The organism is Deinococcus humi (assembly GCF_014201875.1).
Taxonomy (GTDB): domain Bacteria; phylum Deinococcota; class Deinococci; order Deinococcales; family Deinococcaceae; genus Deinococcus; species Deinococcus humi.
Genome location: NZ_JACHFL010000022.1, coordinates 45,210 through 64,289 on the forward strand (window position 1 = coordinate 45,210; position 19,080 = coordinate 64,289).

Below are 19,080 nucleotides of genomic sequence, written 5' to 3' on the forward strand. Positions count from 1 at the left end.
AGGAGGGGTCAATAAATTGGAACAGACACGCCAAGTGCAGAGCTGATCCATTCATGCCCGTCGAATTCATCCTCGATGATCAGGCTGCCCGTTACGGGCGGTTTGCGGCTGACCCTACGCCCGAGCAACTGGCCCCCTACTTCTTTCTGGATGAGGCCGATCTCACCTTGATCGCCGAGCGCCGCCGCAATCACAATAAACTCGGTTTCGCCGTCCAGCTCTGCACCCTGCGGTATCTGGGAACCTTTCTGCCCAACCCCATTCAGGTGCCACAGGTGGCTGTCCGGCATGTCGCTGGTCAACTGGGCCTACCAGCAGACGTGTTCATGCCCTACGCCCTGCGCGAGGAAACCCGCTACACCCACCGCCACAGCATCATTCGGTCTCTGGAGTATCAGGAATTTGACGGGGTTCAGGCCTTCCGGCTGATCCGCCGGATCTACGCCCACCTCGCAGTGAGTGCCATCGGCCCCATCGTCCTGTTCGATTTCGCCACGGCCCATCTGATTGCCCAGAAGGTGGTGCTGCCCGGTGTCAGTGCGCTGGCACGGCTGAGTGCGGAGCAGCGGCAGAGCCTGGAACGGTTGCTGGTGCTGCCGGAGGGCAAGTGGCAGACCCCACTCGAAGTCCTGCGCACGCCCTCTTCACGGGTGGGGGCGCTTTCTCTGACCTAGGCGCTGCACCGGGTAGTGCAGATTCGCGCCCCGGGCATTGGAGACCTTGACCTCTCCGACGTTCCCGAAGCCAGACAGGCCGTGCTGGTGCGCCACGCCCAGAAGGTGCGGGCGCAACTGATCGAGCGCTTGGGCGAGGAACGTCGTCTGGCCACCCTGCTGGTCTTCTTGCAACATCTGGAACGCACCGCCACCGACGACGCACTGGACATCTTTCACGGTTTGATGGCGAGTTTTGCCCTGCGGGGCGAGGCAAAACGCAAACGGGAAAGCCTGCGTTCCCTGAAGGATCTGGACCAGGCGGCCTTGCTGCTGAGGGACGCCGTGCAGGTGCTGAACTCAGAAGGGCAGGACGCTCGCCAGCAGGTCATTGCGCAGGTGGGTAAGGCGGCCATGCGCGAGGCCGTGCGCGTGGTGGATGAACTTGCCAGACCTGCTGGGGAGGCCCTGCCTAAGGCGCTGAGCGACTCCTATACTACCATCCGGCGCTTTCAATGGCTGCTGTTACAGACCATCACCTTTACCGGAACACCTTCCGCGAAACCGCTGCTGGATGCGCTGGCATTTCTAACAAGGATGGAGCAGCCGGGGCGTGGCACGCCCGGCTGGGGCGACGCTCCCCGGAGCGTCGTGCCTAAAAGCTGGGAGCGGCAGGTGTTTCCGCCCAAAGGCGAGTTCAACCATGAGGCGTACACCCTGTGCGTGCTGAAAAGCCTGATGCAGCCTTTTCAGCGCCGGGAAGTCTTCGTGGTTCGCAGCGCGCAGTACGGCGATCCACGGGCCGAACTGCTGCAAGGCGAAGCGTGGCTGGACGCCCGCGTGGACGTGTGCCGCGTCCTGGAACGCGAGCTTGATCCGGCCTCAGAGCTGTCCCGGCTCAGCCTTGAACTGGACCACGCTTACCACGAGGTGGGCCGCCATCTGGACACCAACGACGCCCTGTGGCTGACCCAGGAAGCGGGACAGACCCGTGTGCATCTGGCTGCCCCGGACGCCCTAGCTGAGCCGCCCAGCCTGAAAGTGCGGCGGGCCAAGACTTCGGCCCGCCTGCCGGTGGTTGATCTGGCGGAGCTGCTGATGGAAGTCCACGCGTTCACGGGTCTGGCGGATGCCTTCATCCAGAGGAATAACGAATCCGTGCTGGTACGACTTCAAAATCGGTCTGTGCACAGCGCATGGCCCAGCGGCGCAGGCTAACGTTGTTCAGCGTGCCTTCACGCTTCGAGCTCCCGTCAGGGGTCACCTGGTGTCTCTAGCGCAAATGAGCTCCCACCAGCAGATCATTCGGGTCGTACGGATTGTCCATTCATGCGCGCCCAGAGCCTGGGTTGTGAGGTCTTGGAAAGCCAATGGCCTTTAATCTCTACTAACACCTTGCACCGGGTGCACTTGCTGGAATGGACGCTCCCTTCCAATCGAGGTCCCTCTGCCATGAACCCGCCACCCGCCCGGACCACCGCCCAGCCCGGGCAGACCCCGCCGTTGTCGTTCGATCCCGCCCGCCTGCTGCTCTGGATTCCACCGCTCGCCGCTGCCATTGGATTGGCCATTCTAACGGCCCTACGCCTGGCCGCCCCGCCGTACGTGGGCCTTCTGAGCTTCATCATCGCCTACAGCAGCCTGGCCCTGTTCGGCCCACGCTTCTCCAGAGCTATCCTGCTGAACAGCGCCGCGCCGATCTACGCGGTCCTCCTGCTGCTGGCCTGGGTCACGGCGCTGTACCTGCTGCCGGGCCATCCGGCCACCCCAATGGTCCGCTTGGCCGTCCTGCTGCACCTCACCACCGTGTACGTCTTTCTGTTCGTACAGTTATCCCCTTCAAGCGCGGCACGCTGGGCGTGGGGCACCCTGGCGCTCCTGATCCTCACGGCACTGCCCCACGCCTGGCGAACGCTGGGGCAGACCGGCGTCTTCGACAGCCTGACGCTGCCGGTGACCCTGCTGTTCTCCCATGGCGCGCTGATCACGGTCCTCCATTTGTTCAGTACCTTCCGAGACCAGGTGACCCACGCCGATGGACGGGCGCAGGCCCTGCATGACCTGGCCCACCGTGACCCGCTGACCGGGCTGCTCAACCGCCGCGCCCTGGCGCGTGATCTGGAAGCGGCCACGGCCGCTTCAGGAGCCGAGGGCCAGCTGGCGGTGATCGACGTGGACGGCCTCAAAGAGGTCAATGACCGCCTGGGGCACGCGGCGGGCGATGACCTGCTGCGCCGATTCGCTGAGGGCTTTACGGAGCAGGCAGGGGCTTTCGGGCAGGTGTACCGCATCAGCGGGGATGAATTCGCGCTGCTGTTGCCGGACGACGGGCCGGCAGGGGCGGTTATCGTCGACCGGGTGACCCAGGCCGTGCGGGCGTACTACCCGGGAGCGGCGGCCAGCGTGGGCGCGACCCGCAGGCGAGCCGGGGAGACGGCGGACGCGTGGCTGTCGCGCGCCGATGACGCGATGTACCGGCACAAGCGCCGGGGTGGGCCGGGACGGTAAGGACAACATTCCACCGGTCCTGCACCGCTTCAGGACGGGCAGGAGCCTGAAACTGCAGATGACGGCAGACCCACACGGCTGAGGAGAAGGGATGAAGCATCCCGACGGGACACCGATAACGCCTGAAGAGTGGACGGGAGAGCGGCTCTGGCGTTGGGAGCGGTTGCACAAGCAACAACGCTCCTGCCACCCCGTGTCTCAGCAGTTCCTACCGCTGTTCAATCGGTACGTCGAGGGGAACTGGGCAATCTGACCGGATTAGTCGAGCCGATGGAACGGTACAGCGAACGCTGTGTGTCTCAAAGGTTGAACAATCCTGAAGTGCTCGAGGTGCCTGCCACGCCATCAGTCACTGGGGCAGAGTCTGAGTGAGCACACGGCAGTCAGACCTCGGGATTGAAGGGCGGGTAAGCTGAATGCCGGGTCCAGCTCGTGGTGCCCAAGAGGACCCCTCCGTTCGGTGTGCGGCCCTGGATCGGCGGCAGGAGTGCCGTGATCCGCTTTAGTGCCTCCTTCCAGGTCCCATCCCCCGTTGGATGAAGTTTCTCTACATCCATCAATCATGGGGAGGTGCGGCCAGTCCCCGTAGACTCCGCCGATGACGCACCTGTCCCCGATGGCGTTGGGGCCGGCACCCGAATACCGGCGGCTCGTCGAAGAGATGCCTATCCTGCTCTGGACGGCCGACGCCACCGGCCGCTGGACCCATGTCAACGGGCGCTGGACCGAGTACACCGGCCTGATCGGCGAGGCCCAGGGTTTCGGCTTTGAAGCCGCCCTGCATCCTGAAGACGTGGCCCCCACCGTGAAGGTCTGGACCGCGGCCATTCACAGCGGACAGCCGTATGACATCGAATACCGGCTGCGCAACACGCACGGGCAGCACCGCTGGTTTGTCGTACGCGGTCGCAAGGTGGCCACTCCAGGCGCTGACGACGTCACCTGGGTGGGCAGTTGCACCGACATCGACGCACAAAAACAGGCCGAGACGGCGGCCCTCCTGGCGCAGCGCTCTGCGGTGCGCGCGCTGGGGCTGGCACTGGAAGTGCGGGATGGGGAGACCGGGGGACACACGGACCGGGTGGTGGCCCAGGCCCTGGCCTTGGGGCGAGCCTTGGGACTGAATGCCACGGACCTGACCGCGCTCGAACTGGGGGCGACGCTGCATGATGTAGGCAAGATCGGGGTCCCGGACCGCGTACTGCGCAAACCAGGCGTACTGGACGTGGACGAGCGGGCCTTGATTCACGCTCACCCCACAGAGGGGGTGCGCTTTGCGGCGGCCCTGGGCTTTCTGCCACCGGCGGCGCTGGGAGTGATCCGCCACCACCACGAGCGTTGGGACGGACACGGCTATCCGGACGAGCTGGCCTGGGACCAGATTCCCTTGCTGGCGCGCATCTTCGCGGTGGTGGACGTGTATGACGCGCTGATCAGCGACCGGCCGTACAAGGCGGCTTGGACGCCTGGGCAGGCCCAGGCGGAGATCGCACGGCAGGCAGGCCTTCAGTTCGATCCACAAGTGGTGCACGCTTTTCTAGAGTTGACCGCGTCCTGAGGTGACCTTTGCCGCTCTCTTCAGGGCGCCGTTCTCCAGCGTGCTTGCGAAGGCAGGCAAAGGCCGGCCGTACGGTCATCATCTGCCTTGAACAACAGGCTGGTGCGTCCAAAATGACCGTTCGACGAAGCGCTGTTGCCGCGTGACTTCTGGAAGCGTGTCGTGACACCGAAGTTCACAAAAAACTGACTGAGGTTGTTGGTCTATCGGCATTATTTTTCCCTCATTTTCCATCGTTCCAGACACCCGAGAGGCGATCAATCCCTCCACAGCAGTTCCGGGACAACCGACCCACTGTACGTCCCATTTCCTGCAACGGTCGCTGGCAACGGTGTTCTGAACGGCATCCAGGACGCAATTTTCCTCGTCGTCGTTCTTGGACTGTAGTTCTTGATACCTCATTCAGGGAGACGCCCTAACCAGTGATGAATTTGTCACATTGCACCCGATACAACTAAACCCGGCCTCAAGCCGCCCGGCAGTTGCCTGCTCAGCTTCTCGTCTGAGACCCCACTTTTCGCCTCTCGCAAGGAGTTGCTATGGCCCTGTTCGGCGACCTCAAACATCAAACGCTCGCCGATCTGGCAAAAGTCATCCACATTCACACCGGCACGTTGTTATTTCATTCCGCCTACCAGGGCAAGACCGTCGAACTGGTGTTGAACCGGGGGCACCTGCACGCGATGTACCTGGACGGCTTTCCCATTCAAGACCTGACCCAGGCGCGGGCTATCCTGCACCAGCTTCATGTTCAGGGCCACGGGGCGTTCGAATTGCACCGTCAAACCCTGCTCGTGGGCGATGTCCGTCTCTACGATCAGCCCTTTGCCGACCTGGTGTACGACATCGTCGAATCCACGCTCCCCGGCATGCCTGGGCCCGTGGTTCCCGCCGATCAGCTGCCGCATCCCGACACACGGTTCACCCTCACGCCGCAGTCCCCACCCGTGCCCGCCTCGCTTGTGCAGCTCTGGGCCAGGGTTCAACCCCACCTGGCTCAGGGCAGCAGCGCCGCTGAACTCGCGCCGCGCTTGGACCTGTCCCCGCACGACATGCAGACGGCGCTGTACCGACTCCGGGCCCTGGACCTGATCACGCCGCAACGGGCGGCGGTTTCACGCCCAGCATCCGTTGCCCACCATGCGCCCATGCCGCAGGGCCCGGGAGGCTCCACCGTGGACGACATCACGCCCGTCACCCTCCCTCCCACCTCCCCAGCACCCCGGCTGCTGGTGCAGCGCCTGCTGGGGGCGCTGCGCCGCTTCACCCAAGGCGGCGCCGCATGACCGCCTTTGGGCCGCCCCTCAAGCTGGTGATCTCCGGGCCAGTCGGGGCCGGCAAGACCACCTTCGTCCAAACTATTTCCGAAACTCCTGTTGTCGCCACCGAGGCGGAGGCCAGCGAAGACATCGGCAAGCAATACACCACCGTCGCCTTCGACTTCGGCACCTTGCGCCTGGACGGCCAGGACGTACACCTGTACGGCACACCGGGCCAGGACCGCTTCAACTTCATGTGGGAAGTGCTGTGTGAGGGCGCCCTGGGCCTGGTGCTCCTGGTGGCCGGAAACCGCCCACAGGATTTCACCCACGCCCGCAACATGCTCGACTTCATTACCAGCCGCATCCCCGTGCCGTTCCTGGTCGGCGTGACCCGGCAGGACCAGGCCGCAGTGTGGCAGCCAGAAGATGTGGCCCTGTATTTCGGCCTGCCCGAACGGCAGGTGGTGGGTCTGAACGCCACCCACCCGGACGAGGTGCGTCAGACGCTCGCCACCCTGCTGGAACTGCAATTGGTGCCGCTTCACTGAAAATCCCATAGCTCACCCTTCGCCCCTTCTGAATTCGCCTCTTCTCTTGTGCCCGGAATCACTCAAATCTTCCGGAAAGGAACCACCATGACGGCTACCATGAGCAAGCAAGACCAGCTGACCTCCACCCTCACCACCCTGCGCGGCGCGCTACCCGAACTGCGTGGCGCGCTGGTGGCCACCGTCGACGGCCTGCCCATCGCACAGGACATGGGCGGCGGCGCGGACGCCAACCGCGTGGCGGCGATGGCCGCCACCGCCCTGGGACTGGGCAAGCGCATCAATGAAACCCTGGGATCGGGCCAGCTCACCGACATGAGCGTGGGCGGCACCGATGGCCAGGTGTACATCTACGCCGCCGGGAAGAAAGGCGTGCTGGCCGTTGTCGCGCCGGCCGGCGTCAACCTGGGCCTCCTGCACATGGAAGCCCGGGATGCGGCCCAGAGCGTCTCTATCATCCTGTAAGGCCAACACTCATCAGTTTGTTCGCAGACCCAACGTCATTCGCGTGGCAGCGAACACCAGCAACACCCATCGTCCGGAGGCCCCATGGCCACACTGTCCACTTCACTCGCGGGGCTGCTCAGCACCCTGTACCCAAGGAGAATTCCCATGACTGCCACCCTCACCCCGTCTCTGCGCCCGCACCTGGGCGACTACAGCTCCATCGTCTGCTTCAAGGCCGTGATCGTCGGCGTCGAGGATACCCTCGGCCCGGACGGCGCCGCCGTGGTTTTCATCCGCGCCGGCAAGGTCCGGGGCCGTGACCTCGCCACTGAACTGGGCGTGGCTGGCAGCAACGTGCCCATCGAACAACTCGCTGGGCTGCTGAACGCGGCCATCGGCAGGGACGGCACCTGTCTCGCCGGTGTGACCAGATCCTACCGTGAAGGCCAGAACGTCGTCATCGAGACCCAGGACACCGTGTGCTCGGCGGGCGAAGCCATGGGCAGTGACCGCAAGTGCACCTTCACGCTGGGCGCGGTGTGGGGCGCACTGGAGGCCATCACGGGCGAGCTGTACCTGGGGGAGCATACCGACAGCGTGCTGCGCGGCGGGACGTGCGACAAGTTCGTCTTTAGCCCGCTCTAAGCGGCTTTCGGGGCACCTTCACCAGGAGTGGTGAAGGTGCCCTTTTCAGTCTTGTTAAGACATTTGACTCCGAGCGCTTACGGATGCTGCTGCACGCTCACAACAAGGACCTGTCTCCGCGCCAGGCTGACCTGACGGAGGGGCTCGCTGTCCTGTTCAAACGGGGGTGATGCGTTCACCCTCTGTTGCAGATCTATCCTGTGGCGGAGAACGTAGATGCTGCGTCCACACCTCAGGTTTTGCATGGTGGAGAATCCCCATCTCTTCCGCTTCCTGAGCATCGATGCCTACGCCAACGCCTCCAAGCCCTGGGCCTTCAGACGAAATGCCGCCTGTTTTCAGCCATCATTTCGATGAACACTTGCGCCAGGTCCGGATCGAAGTGCTGTCCCGCCTGAGTCCTGATCTCAGCTAAAGCGGTCTCTGTGCTCCAGGCCGTCTTGTAGGGCCGCTCGCTCGTGAGCGCGTCATACACGTCACACAGCGCGAAAATCCGTCCCTCCAGACTGATGGCGTCCCCCATCTTTCCCGCCGGGTAGCCCTGACCATTCCAGCGCTCATGGTGATCAGCCACCACATTTAGTGCCGCTGTCGGAAGAAAACCTAACGCTGTGGCAAAGCGAACGCCTGCCTCCACATGCGAGCGCATCACCGCCCACTCGGCCTCGCTCAGCTTGTCAGGCTTGAGCAACACCGCGTCCGGGATGGCGATCTTGCCAATGTCGTGCAAGTACGCGCCCCAACGCAGCGCCTGGAGTCGTGCCGGATCCCACGACAACGCCGCCCCCATCCGCAGGGCCAGCGTGGTCACCCGGTCCGTGTGGCCCTGCGTTTCGCCGTCGCGTGCTTCCAAGGCCAGACCCAACGCCCGCAGGGCCGCTTCACGCGCCTGGATCGTCTGCTCATCGGCCGCCAGGCGGCCCGCCAGACCCGCAATGGTGCCGGACACCATGCTAAACAGCGCGGCTTCCTCGGCCTGCCAGCGGTGCGGTGCCAGGGTATGCATCAGAAACGCGCCCAGCAGGCGGCCCTCGGCGTCGCAGACCGGGCAGGCGGCCAGACTGGCCACCCCCAGTTCAGGAAACCCCGCCGTCTGAGGGGACGCGCTGGTGTCATCGAAGAACAGGGGTTGGGTACTGACTTCCAGCGCACGCATGAGAGGCGTGTCGCTGGGCAGGCCATGAATGGCAATGTGCTGCATGCCCGGGGTCTGCGGCATCTCGCCCCATGCAGCGCGCACCTGATAGGTCAGGGCCTGCGCACCGCCCACCTGGAAGTAGGCCGAGCCCACAGCGGCAGTATGGGTCACCAGGTGTTCCAGGGTGGGGGTCACGCCGCTGGCCAGGTCTGGGGCTGAGACGGCCAGCCGGGTCAAGGTCAGGACCGACTGGGCTGCCGTGGTGCGCGCATCGTCACCCGCAATCAGGTCTGAGACACGTGGCTTGAGGACTGAAGACGACTCCATAACAGCACAATAGTTGGCCCCACTGACAAGACCGTCACAGGGCAGCCGAAGCGAGGGAGCAGCCAGCCGAACCAGCACAAGGAAAGTACACGCTGCGGTTTGGGACAGCCAGAAGTCGTCCCAAACCGTTCACACCAGGTCAAAGTGCTGGGCGGTGTATCACTGGCCGCTCTGGAAAACCGGAGCCCAAACAACACCAGAGGGATGGGAGTTAGCGCCTGAGGACAGAACAGAGGCGTGGCATGACTTAAAGTATGCCACACAAAAAATCAGCTTTCCGGCTCACTTTCGTGCCCGACGCAGGCTGTGGAGGCTGCCAGATGCCCCTGTTCTGCGGTCAACGACACTGGGACCGGCAAAAGAACCAGGTCCTCTCTGAAGTGCGAGCCGAAAGTGGGCTTGACATCCTGTGCACGCGGTTCTGTCAAGTTAATCGGACAGCATGTGAATAATGAGTTTAAACGCCTTGGAACTCAGACAGGACCCTCCAAGAATTAGGCCAAAACAGGCTTAGTATTATGTTCTTATACAAATAAAGTCCAACCTCTTAATTTATAAACTACCAATATAAAGTGACATGAGTCACTAAACACTTAACTTGACAGAACCGGCACATCAAAGGCGAGGTTCCCAGTGCCTGGCCCCTCACCCTCCAGCAGCGTCAGCAAAGCCTGGCTGGCCGTCACGGCGCGCAAGTGCTGGTCCAGCAGCAGCAGGGGATCCGGCTTGGCGTCCAGCGCCGCCCGGTTCAGGTTCAGCGACTCGACCAGTTGCCATTCCAGCGCCTTGACCACGGCGATGCTGGTCAGGGCCACCACCACGCCGTCGATGCGGTTGTCCGACGTGCGGTAGGGATTGATCTGCAGCAGGAACCACGCCCCATCCTGGGTCTGCACCTGAGCCTCGTGGGGTTCCAGGGTGTTCAGCACCCTCTGGATGTCTGTCACAAGCCGGTTCTGGCGCAGCAGGACGTGGAAATCACCCAGGGGCCGGCCCACGTCGGCCGGCGTCAGACGCACCAGGCGGCCGATCGGCGCGGTGAACCGCCGGATGGTCAGGTCATTTCCCAGAAAGAGGATGGCGGTTCCCGCGGTGTCCAGCAGGTTGTTCAGGTCGTCGTTGGCGCGGGCCTGGTCCTGGATGATGACCTGATGCTCGGCGTTCACGGTGCTCAGCTCCTCGTTGAGCGACTGCAGTTCCTCTTTCGAGGTCATCAGCTCCTCATTGGCACTCTGCAGCTCCTCGTGACTGGTCTGGAGTTCCTCATGGCTGATCCGCAGGTCCTCCACCGAGCAGGCCATCTCCTCGACCGTGGCGCGTAGCGCCTCACGGCCGTGGCGGAGTTCCAGTTCCAGGGCCAGGCGGTGCCCGGCGTCGCTGACACCTTCCGCCTCTGCGGCGTTCCCAGCCTCTACCATCTCTGCGACAGCCTCACCAGTCTGCTGGAACGTGACCAGCAGCGGCCCATCGCTGGCGGGCTGAAGTGGCCGGACGGTCAGGTCGAGCGTCTGGGCTTTCCCGGTCTGTGCCCCGTCGGTCTGGAATTCCCCCGGCGTCATGGCCACCAGCCCCCGGTAGGTGACCCGCCGCCGCTTATGGTGAGCCTCGCGCACGGCGGAGCGCAGCGCCAGCCGCAGGCTGACCGGCACCATCTCGAACACGCTGTTCTGCACCTGCCCTGGCGGGAGTTCCAGATATCGGCCGGTGCGTCCATGCACGAACAGCACCTCACCCTGACCACTGACCACCACGGCCGGTGGGGCATACTCGGCCAGCAAGGCGTCCTGCACCATAGGGGCCAGATCAGGGCGGACAGCGGAATCAATGCGGGTCGGCACCGTCTTCAGAGCCGCCCCGCCACCGGGCGGTGTCTCGCCGGCGCGTGGTGGATACGAGGGATTCAGTGGCGGCCGGCCCGCCTCGCCCCCGTCACGCCGGTAAATCTTCCAGCGCCGGTCGAGCGCGGTAAAGCCCTGCTGATCGGGACCGATCGACTCGCTGGCCCCGAGAAACAGCAGGCCGGCAGGCCTGAGGGCGTAGCGGAACAGCTCCAGGATCTGGCGTTGCAGTTCGGTGCCGATGTAGATCAGCAGGTTGCGGCAGCTCACCAGATCCAGACGCGTGAACGGCGGATCGGCGAAGGTGCTGTGGGTGGCGAAGACCACGCTGTCCCGGATGCTGCCCCGCACCTGGTACTGATTGCCGACGAGCTGAAAGAACCGCTGCAGGCGCTCTTCCGACACGACGTAGGCGATGTCCTTTGGGTACAGGCCCTGCCGGGCGGTGTTCACGACCACCGGGTCGATGTCGGTGGCGAAGATCTGGACCCTGAGGGGGGGGCCACCTGTCCGTTCCCCAGCCAGCTCCGTGATCAGTTCGTGCAGCACGATGGCCAGGGAGTACGCCTCCTCACCGGTCGAGCAGGCCGTGACCCAGACCCTAAAAGTGTCCTGCTCCTGTTTGTACCCTTGCAGGACGCTTCTTAACTGGATTTTCAGCGCCTCGAAGGCCTCGGTGTCCCGGAAGAAGCTGGTGACGTTGATGGTGAAATCCTGAAACAGCGCCTCGATCTCGTCCGGGGAGGTTTCCAGCACCTGGACATAATCGGCGACGTTCCCGATCCCTCGCCCCTTCATGCGGCGGTCAATGCGGCGGATCAGCGTGGCGCGCTTGTAAAGCGTGAAATCATGGCCGCTGTGAGCGCGCACCAGCCGCAGGATCGTCTGCAGCGGCGTGCCGGATTCACCCCCACCCTGGACCAGGGCCTCCTCCAGCAGCGGGGGCACCTCCGCTAGGCCCATCAGGCGGACGGCGAGTTCCGGGGCGGGCAGTACATTGTCCGCCAGCCCCGTGGCTGCCGCGCTGCGGGGCATGTCGGGATACTCGGCCGTCTGGGGGTCCTCAATCAGCACCCGACCGCCGAGCCGCTTGATGGCCCCGATGCCCCGCGTGCCGTCACTCCCCAGACCCGACAGGACGATGCCCACCGCCCGCGCCTGCTGATCGGCGGCCAGCGACTCGAAGAAGTGGTCGATCACCTGGCCGCCCGCCAGGGCCAGGTCTCCAGGACGCAGCGTTCCGCCCCGGAGACTCAGGCTGTGGCCCGGCGGAATGACGTACACATGGTTGGCCCGCAAGGGCTGGCTGCCGGTGATCTGGACCACGGGCATGGGGGTGCAGCGGGCCAGAAGGTCCGGCATCAGGCCCGGCGCGTTTGGAGCCAGGTGAGGCACCACGACGAAGGCCATGCCGGTGCTGGGCGGCAGGCCCAGGAAAAAGCGCTCGTAGCTGTCCAGCGCGCCCGCCGAACCGCTGATGCCCACCACCCGCGTGGGAGATTCCAGTGGGGCCTGGGGGTGGGGGGTGGACTCTTCGGCGATGATCGAGGCTCCTGGAGGGGCGGGTTCGCGGGCAGGGCACCGCCGGTTCGTCATGGGTCAGTTTATGCCTTACGGGACCTGTGCCGTCCAGCCGCCCTCATGTTCACCCTGGCCGAACAGGTCCACGAACACCCGGGTCAGCACCGGATCAAAATGCTGTCCCGCCTGCGCCTTGATCTCGGCCAGCGCCGCCGCCCGCGTCCACGCCACCTTGTATGGCCGCTCGCTCGTCAAGGCGTCATAGACATCGCACAGCGCGAACAGCCGGCCTTCCAGACTGATCTCCTCGCCCACCTTCCCTGCCGGGTAGCCCTGGCCATCCCAACGCTCATGGTGATCCCCTATCACCCGCAGCGCCGCGTCCGGCAGGCCGTCCAGTTCTGCCGCAAAGCGCAGCCCGGCGTCCACATGCGCACGCATCACCGTCCACTCCGCAGCGTCCAGTGGGCCGGGTTTGTGCAGCACCACGCGCGGGACCGTGAGCTTGCCGATGTCGTGCAGGTACGCCCCCCAGCGCAGCGCCCGCATGTGGGACGGGGACCACGACAGGGCCCCAGCCAGACGCAGGGCCAGCGCGGTCACGCGGTCCGTGTGGCCCCGGGTTTCGCTGTCCCGCACTTCCAGCAGCAGGGCCAGGGCGTGCAGCGCGGCGTCGCATGCCGCGTCGGCCTGCCGCCAGTCGCCGCTGGAAGGCCGTCTCGACGGCGTCCAGCTCAGCCTCAGCGAGAACGCGCAGCCTACCAGCCCCCATGACGTCAGGATAACCCAGCGAACCTCACACGACTCTCAACAATCCAGTCCCCAGGAAACCAGGCCGGCATCAATAGATTGTGGAGCGCCGCCGTCAGCAACATCACCATGACAGTCCATCCCTGGCCCCGGAATACCAACTGATCAGCACCATGAGCGGTCTTCAGCGCGGCAGCGTGAACCCGAACGTTGCGCCCTCGCCCAGCACGCCCTGCGCGCTGACCGTCCCCCCATGCCGCGCGATGATCCGCCGCACGTTCGCCAGCCCCACCCCCGTGCCCTCAAACTCGCGCTCCAGGTGCAGCCGCTGGAATACCCCGAACAACTTGTCCTGATACTGGGGATCGAAGCCCACCCCGTTGTCGCGCACAAATACCGCCCACGCGCCCTCGCGCGCTTCGGCCCACACCTCGATGACCGCCGTCTCGCGGGGCCGGGTGTACTTCACGGCGTTGCTCAGCAGGTTGCTCACCACCTGTTGCAGGGTGTCCTGATCCCCGGTCACCAACGGCAGCGGCGTCACCCGCCACTGCACCGCCCGGCCCTGCGCCTCCATCTCCAGGTCCTGCCGTGAGCGCAGCACCAGCGCCTCCAGGTCCACCGTCCCCAAGCGCAACGGCAGCCGGGCCGCGCGAGAGAGTTCGAGCATGGCGTCAATCAGCACGTTCATCCGGCCCGCCGCCTCGTCGATCACGCCCAGGTAATGCGACGCTTTGAGGTCCAGCTGTGATCCCATGCCCTTGCGCAGCAGCCCGCTGAAGCCCTGGATGTGCCGCACCGGAGCCCGCAAGTCGTGTGAGACGCTGTAGGCAAAGGCTTCGAGTTCCTCGTTGGCCGCCTGCAAGGCCGCCCGCTGCTGCTCGGCATGCCGGGTCTGTTCCAGCCGCTCCAACGCCAGCGTCAGGCTGCGTTCCACCGTACCCAGGACCGCGCGGTCCACCGAGGACCAGACGCGGGTGTCGTTCAGCGCGAAGCCCAGCACGCCCTGAACCTGCCCGTTCACCCGTACCGGCAGCGTCGCGGTGGCCTGCGGGTAGGGGTTATTGCCCAGCAGCTGGTCGGCGGCGGGGTCATAGACGTCCTGGTAGTGTGCCTGCCCGCTACGCCACGGGATCAGCAGGTTGGGGGTGGTCTCAAAGGGAAATCCGGCGTCCACGGCAGCCTGCAACTCCGGGAAACTGGCCAGACCCACCTGGACCTTGATGCGCCACAGGCCGTCCTCCGGCACATAGTACCCCACGAACCCGGCGGCCAGCAGCGGCAGCACCACCTCCTGCACACGGCGGATCAGCGTCAGGGCGTCCGTTTCCAACCCCAGGTCACGCGTCAGGACGGCGAACGCCTCCAGGGTGGCGTTGCGCCGTTCGACGGTGATGCGGTGAAGCTCGGCCTGCTGCGCGGCGCGCACCCGGGCGGTGGTCTCGGTCACGATGGCCAGTACCCCGCCCACGGCGCCGTGATCATCCTTGACTGGGCTGAAATTCAGCGTGAAGTACCCCGGCCCCGTGGGGTCACTGGGACGCAGTGCCAGCGGTTGATCAGTGAACGTGAAGGTCTCACCGCGCGTCAGGACGCCCTCGAAGATGGAGCGGTTGAAGTCCCAGACTTCCGGCCAGCATGCCTGGTTGGGCTGGCCCAGACCGGCGGGATGCTTGTCGCCCATGACGATGCGGTAGCCGTCGTTGTAAATCTGGATCAGCTCGGGACCCCACAACACGATCATGGGGAGCGGCTGGGCCAGCAGGAGTTCAGTGACGACGCGCAGACTGATCGGCCAATCCTCACGGGGTCCCAGCGGGGTGGCCGCCCAGTCGAAGCCCTGGATCAGGGCGGGCATCTCGTGTTCGGCGGGTTCAGGGGCGGGATCGGGAGTCAAGACAGGCTCCGACGACGTGGATGACGGTTCAGACGGGGCGGACGTGGGGAGAGAAGCAGTCTAGGGCTTTGCCCGCCGCCTGATGTCACCGCCACATCAAAGCCAGCGTCGTAGCGCTTTTCACCGCTTCTCATTCTGTTGCTCTCTTGCCACCACCGTTTCAGCATGCCTCCAAACTCCAGATCCAGAAGGCGCTCACGGGATCTGGAGAGGATTTCGCCCTTCGTCAGGTCAAGCCCTTGATCAGTGGGTGCTGAAGGTGTCAGGTCCTATCCGTCGGAAGTGCCACAGGGCCATCCCGATGATCCAGATGGGGGGAGGCAGATCGGAACGGACAAAACAGCACGCTGAACGGCACATCAACACAAAAGCGTCCTCAACGGCCTGTTCAGGATCGGCCAGACCCTCACGTTGGGCCAGCATCAGGATGCGTCCGGCGTAGCGGCCGTGCAGGAGGAAGAGGGCACCCTCATCTCCGCCGGCCAGGGCCTGCAAGAGCCGCAGGTCATCCGGCCGATCCTCCTCCCTGACCACCAGAACCTTTAACGGAAGTTCTGTGACCGTGCCCAGTCCACAATGGCGCGGTTGGCGGCGTCAGCGTTCTCGTAAATCGCGGCGTGGGCCGCGCCGGGAATCAGCACCAGCTTGCTGCCCGCGATGTTCTGCTCCATCTTCATGGCGAAGGGCGGCGGGTACACCGTGTCTTCCACGCCCTCCAGAATCAGCGTCGGCACGGTGATGCTCGCCAGCGTGGGCAGCGAGTCGGGCCGCTCGGACAGCGCCTTGGCCCCGGCCACGTCGCCAGCCACGCTGGCCTGCCGCACGATGTCGCTCAGGAACTTCACGTCGCCGGGTTTGTTCAGGCGGGTCACGCCGGTCAGCATGTCCTTGAGCAGTTCGCCCACCAGCGACTGCGGGCCGTAGGTCACGGCCTTCTGCGCCATGCCGCCCCACAGGGCCTTCTCCACCACGTTGGCGGGGTTGGCGATGGTGTCGATCAGCAGCATGCCCTTGAAGCGTTCGGGGGCGGTGCGGTACATCTCGAAGACGATGGGGCCGCCCATCGACATGCCGCCGATGATCGCGCTGGGCACATTCAGCTGATCCATGACCGTCAGCGCATCGTTGGCATAGGTCTGGATGGAGCCGGCGTCGTCCGCCGCGGCCACGCTCTGGCCGTAGCCGCGGTGGTCAATCGTGATGACCCGGTAGCCCGCGTTCGCCAGCGCGTCGCGGTTGCGCGAGAACAGTTCGCCGCTCAGGGGGTAACCGTGCAGCAGCAGCATAGGTGTGCCGCTGCCCTGCGAGACGTAGTGAATCTGCGCGCCGTTCACAGCCAGCATGCCTTCCTGCCGCATCCCATCATTGCCGCCAGCCAGGGCTGCGCCGGAAAGAAGCGTCAGGGTCAGGGCCAATTTGCTCTTGTGTGCTTGCTTCATGAAAAACCTCGGCGACGGGGCCGCGTGCCTGGGGTCAGGCGGCCACATCGTTTCTCTTGCCTGAACAGCCTAAAGAGGCTCCAGCAGACGTGGGGAAGCTGGCCTTCATCGCATCTTTGAATTCACCTCGCGCTCACCCCGCCTTGCCCGCTCACGTCCCGGACGTCTCCCCTGCCAGCACCCTGCGAAGAAAGCGGGCCAGCGTCGCCTCGTACCATTCCGGGTTCATGTTCCAGGGCCGAATATGTTCGGCCCCCTCCACCCGGTGGTACTCCACGATGTCCGGTCTCGCGTGAGCAAAGCGCTCCACATGCGCCACCGGCACCGTCCGGTCCGTGCTGCCGTGAAACAGCAGCATCGGCGTCTGAAATTGGTCCATCACGCTGTGGTGGTCAATGGCATCGAAGTCCTGGCCGCTCTTGAGGACCGTCAGGTATTCCACCAGACGCGCGAACGGACGCACGTAATAGCGCCGGGCAAAGTGACGGATCAGGGAACGCCACTCCAAGGGCGGGGAATCCAGCACCACTCCCGCGATCCGGGGGGCCAGCGCGCTGTAGCGCAAGAAGGCCAGCGTGATGCCGCCGCCCATACTGAAGCCCATCAGCACAATTCGCCGTGCCCCGTGGGCCTGCGCAAACTGCACGGCGGATTCCAGGTCTTCCCATTCCTCGGCACTGAGTTTATAGACGCCCTGCGGCGTGCGGGGTGCGCCGTGGGCGTTGCGGTACGTGATGGTCAGGCTGCTCAGGCCCAGCCGGGCGAAGGTGGGCAGGACGCGCAACGCGTCCTGCCGCAGGCCCCGGTACCCGTGGGTCACGATGATCCAATCGGTGTCCGCCACTGCGCCGCCCGCCCCTCCCGGCACCAGCCAGGCGGGCATGGCACCGTGCGGGGCAGGCACGAGAACGTCCTGGTAGGCCAGGCCACGCGACGCCGGAGTGCCCAGTCCGACGGTGGTGGGGCGCACCGCGTGGCCCACGGTCAGGGCGGCCTGCTGCCACCGCACGGCGCGGGTCACGGTGCGGCGGGTGCGTGTCAGGACTGGACCGAGCTGGGCGAAGCGCGGCACGCCATCCAGGTCATCCCATTCCAGGTCCAGCACGCCAGGACGGGTGGTGGCCGCGTTGCGGGTCAGGATCACCTGTGGGGCGGGTGAGCTGTGGGGGGTGATCCGCCTGGACTCAGGAGTCAACGGCTGCTCGCCCTGGAGGCCCAGGATGCGGGTGCTGGGAATGCGCCGGCGGACGGGTGAGGCCCACACCAGCGCGTCGGCGAAGTACCAGCCCACGGTCACGATGGCCGTGCCGCTCAGGCCAAGCACAAGCAAGACCAGGGTCAGGGGACGTGGCCTGGACAGGCGTCTGGAGGGCTTCACATTGAAAATCGTGCCACTGCCAAGGTTCCGTAGACCATAACCCTGCCCCCGTTTCCAGCGCCAGCCTGACGGCAGGTTGAATCGGTGCCTGGGCCGAACCCAGTCCGCCTGATGCCCCGCTGCCCCCAGGCCGGCGTGTCCTCGGCCGTCTCCCCCTTGCCGAACAGCACCCGGTCCAGCGTATCCGGCTGCGCGACGTGGCCCGCAGCCGCTTCAGATGACCTGCGCGACAAGGTCACGCAGCTGTGTGGCCGCGCCCAGATCCTTGACCACGTAACCCATGGCCCCCAAATTGAGCGTCTGTGCCGCCAGCCCCGGATGCGCGTGGCCGCTCAGCACCACCACCGGCACCCCCGAGGACAACTCCAGCGCGCGGCCCAGCAGCTCCAGGCCCTGCCCGTCCGGCAAACTCAGGTCCAGCACCAGTAGCTCGAACGTGCCGCCGGGCCAACGTGCGGCGGCCGCGGTGAACGTTGGCACCTCCTCGATCCGCCAGTCCACCCCCAGCGCCGCCAGCTCTTCGCGCAGCAGCAGCGCGTCCACGGGGTGGTCCTCGACCAGCATCACCCGCGTCATGCCGCCCACCCGGGCCCGGCATCCAGGCCCGGCGTCTCACGGCAGTGAATCGCCCGGTCCAGCCAGACGCGCCGTCGCTCAAGGTCTGCGGCGGGAACACTCTGGAGGCCGCACGGTGCCCACCTGTCGTTCATACCCCAGGGTAAAGACCCGCAGGTCCCCTGACGCTCAACCACATGAAGTCGTCTTCAACGTCCTCTCAGCAGTGCAGCAGATCAGTCCGTGGAGGGTTGGTGTGAAGCCTGGGGCGAAGGGGCTTGAAGCAGCACTTCCGCGTCAGGGTGACCGGCGCGGATGGCCAGGATGTACAGGCGGTTGACCAAGCTTTCGAGCCGCTCGCCGCGCAGGTTGTGGGTCTCGAGGTGCTCCAGCAGCAGGTCGGCGATCAGGCGGCCCTCGTCCGGGGTCAGCGAGAGGTCACAGGCGGGTGCGTCGGTTGGGCCGGCTCCTGTGGTTTGTCATGTCTTTATTCTGGTGGAATGAACCCCTCGGACAGGATCACAGGCCAAGTCACTTCGACCCGATCGGCAGCTACGCTGACCACACTGCGCAGGAGCCCAGATGATCCAGCGTGCGGCCGTGCGGCCTGAGTGCG

General features: G+C 65.1%; 16 protein-coding genes. 8 read left to right on the top strand and 8 right to left on the bottom strand.

From position 1 onward, the window contains the following. Window positions 1-53 precede the first annotated feature (53 nt). From HNQ08_RS23850 to HNQ08_RS23885, 8 genes are all read left to right on the top strand, one after another. Window positions 54-674 carry a DUF4158 domain-containing protein gene (locus HNQ08_RS23850; protein WP_184137615.1) on the top strand — a complete coding sequence of 207 codons (621 nt, stop codon included), beginning with the start codon at window positions 54-56 and terminating at the stop codon, window positions 672-674. Window positions 675-689: 15 nt separating this feature from the next. Next, window positions 690-1,871, top strand: coding sequence for a hypothetical protein (locus tag HNQ08_RS23855; RefSeq protein ID WP_184137617.1), 1,182 nt, complete (start codon window positions 690-692; stop codon window positions 1,869-1,871). A gap of 234 nt (window positions 1,872-2,105) precedes the next feature. Continuing rightward, complete coding sequence (locus HNQ08_RS23860; protein ID WP_229790249.1) at window positions 2,106-3,161, top strand: GGDEF domain-containing protein; 1,056 nt, start codon at window positions 2,106-2,108, stop codon at window positions 3,159-3,161. Between the two features lie 598 nt (window positions 3,162-3,759). Continuing rightward, on the top strand, window positions 3,760-4,719 hold the full coding sequence (locus HNQ08_RS23865; RefSeq protein ID WP_184137619.1) for an HD domain-containing phosphohydrolase: 960 nt from the start codon (window positions 3,760-3,762) through the stop codon (window positions 4,717-4,719). 539 nt (window positions 4,720-5,258) lie between these two features. Then, a complete protein-coding gene (locus HNQ08_RS23870; protein ID WP_184137621.1) occupies window positions 5,259-6,005 on the top strand; it encodes a hypothetical protein in 747 nt (248 codons plus the stop codon). Further along, on the top strand, window positions 6,002-6,529 hold the full coding sequence (locus tag HNQ08_RS23875) for a GTP-binding protein (RefSeq protein WP_184137623.1): 528 nt from the start codon (window positions 6,002-6,004) through the stop codon (window positions 6,527-6,529). Before HNQ08_RS23870 ends, HNQ08_RS23875 begins: the two co-directional genes overlap by 4 nt. 87 nt (window positions 6,530-6,616) lie before the next feature. Continuing rightward, window positions 6,617-6,994 (top strand): roadblock/LC7 domain-containing protein, encoded by a 378-nt coding sequence (locus tag HNQ08_RS23880; protein ID WP_184137625.1) that lies wholly within the window; start codon window positions 6,617-6,619, stop codon window positions 6,992-6,994. Window positions 6,995-7,141: 147 nt separating this feature from the next. Continuing rightward, window positions 7,142-7,621 carry a hypothetical protein gene (locus HNQ08_RS23885; RefSeq protein ID WP_184137627.1) on the top strand — a complete coding sequence of 160 codons (480 nt, stop codon included), beginning with the start codon at window positions 7,142-7,144 and terminating at the stop codon, window positions 7,619-7,621. Window positions 7,622-7,937: 316 nt separating this feature from the next. On the opposite strand, the gene HNQ08_RS23890 is transcribed toward HNQ08_RS23885, so the two are convergent. The 8 genes from HNQ08_RS23890 to HNQ08_RS23925 all read right to left on the bottom strand — a co-directional run bounded on the left by HNQ08_RS23890 (window position 7,938) and on the right by HNQ08_RS23925 (window position 18,485). Then, window positions 7,938-9,086, bottom strand: a complete 1,149-nt coding sequence (locus HNQ08_RS23890; RefSeq protein WP_184137629.1) for an HD domain-containing phosphohydrolase — start codon at window positions 9,084-9,086, stop codon at window positions 7,938-7,940. Between the two features lie 593 nt (window positions 9,087-9,679). Continuing rightward, window positions 9,680-12,520, bottom strand: a complete 2,841-nt coding sequence (locus HNQ08_RS23895; protein WP_184137631.1) for a CheR family methyltransferase — start codon at window positions 12,518-12,520, stop codon at window positions 9,680-9,682. Between the two features lie 15 nt (window positions 12,521-12,535). Beyond that, entirely contained in the window at window positions 12,536-13,084 is a 549-nt protein-coding gene (locus HNQ08_RS23900; protein WP_229790250.1) for an HD-GYP domain-containing protein, read from the bottom strand. 295 nt (window positions 13,085-13,379) lie between these two features. Further along, entirely contained in the window at window positions 13,380-15,092 is a 1,713-nt protein-coding gene (locus HNQ08_RS23905; RefSeq protein WP_184137633.1) for a sensor histidine kinase, read from the bottom strand. A 243-nt stretch (window positions 15,093-15,335) separates the two neighbouring features. Next, window positions 15,336-15,626: a hypothetical protein gene (locus HNQ08_RS23910; RefSeq protein WP_184137635.1), complete on the bottom strand. Its 291-nt coding sequence runs from the start codon at window positions 15,624-15,626 to the stop codon at window positions 15,336-15,338. 8 nt (window positions 15,627-15,634) lie between these two features. Beyond that, complete coding sequence (locus tag HNQ08_RS23915; RefSeq protein ID WP_184137638.1) at window positions 15,635-16,531, bottom strand: alpha/beta fold hydrolase; 897 nt, start codon at window positions 16,529-16,531, stop codon at window positions 15,635-15,637. 151 nt (window positions 16,532-16,682) lie between these two features. Beyond that, complete coding sequence (locus HNQ08_RS23920; protein WP_184137640.1) at window positions 16,683-17,909, bottom strand: alpha/beta hydrolase; 1,227 nt, start codon at window positions 17,907-17,909, stop codon at window positions 16,683-16,685. A gap of 213 nt (window positions 17,910-18,122) precedes the next feature. Then, window positions 18,123-18,485 (bottom strand): response regulator, encoded by a 363-nt coding sequence (locus HNQ08_RS23925; protein ID WP_184137642.1) that lies wholly within the window; start codon window positions 18,483-18,485, stop codon window positions 18,123-18,125. Window positions 18,486-19,080: the final 595 nt, after the last annotated feature.

Coding starts and splice junctions, on each gene's coding strand:
- HNQ08_RS23925 (WP_184137642.1), bottom strand. CDS start 18,485: ATGACGCGGGTGATGCTGGTCGAGGACCACCCCGTGGACGCGCTGCTG.
- HNQ08_RS23880 (WP_184137625.1), top strand. CDS start 6,617: ATGACGGCTACCATGAGCAAGCAAGACCAGCTGACCTCCACCCTCACC.
- HNQ08_RS23885 (WP_184137627.1), top strand. CDS start 7,142: ATGACTGCCACCCTCACCCCGTCTCTGCGCCCGCACCTGGGCGACTAC.
- HNQ08_RS23890 (WP_184137629.1), bottom strand. CDS start 9,086: ATGGAGTCGTCTTCAGTCCTCAAGCCACGTGTCTCAGACCTGATTGCG.
- HNQ08_RS23875 (WP_184137623.1), top strand. CDS start 6,002: ATGACCGCCTTTGGGCCGCCCCTCAAGCTGGTGATCTCCGGGCCAGTC.
- HNQ08_RS23860 (WP_229790249.1), top strand. CDS start 2,106: ATGAACCCGCCACCCGCCCGGACCACCGCCCAGCCCGGGCAGACCCCG.
- HNQ08_RS23895 (WP_184137631.1), bottom strand. CDS start 12,520: ATGACGAACCGGCGGTGCCCTGCCCGCGAACCCGCCCCTCCAGGAGCC.
- HNQ08_RS23850 (WP_184137615.1), top strand. CDS start 54: ATGCCCGTCGAATTCATCCTCGATGATCAGGCTGCCCGTTACGGGCGG.
- HNQ08_RS23865 (WP_184137619.1), top strand. CDS start 3,760: ATGACGCACCTGTCCCCGATGGCGTTGGGGCCGGCACCCGAATACCGG.
- HNQ08_RS23870 (WP_184137621.1), top strand. CDS start 5,259: ATGGCCCTGTTCGGCGACCTCAAACATCAAACGCTCGCCGATCTGGCA.
- HNQ08_RS23915 (WP_184137638.1), bottom strand. CDS start 16,531: ATGAAGCAAGCACACAAGAGCAAATTGGCCCTGACCCTGACGCTTCTT.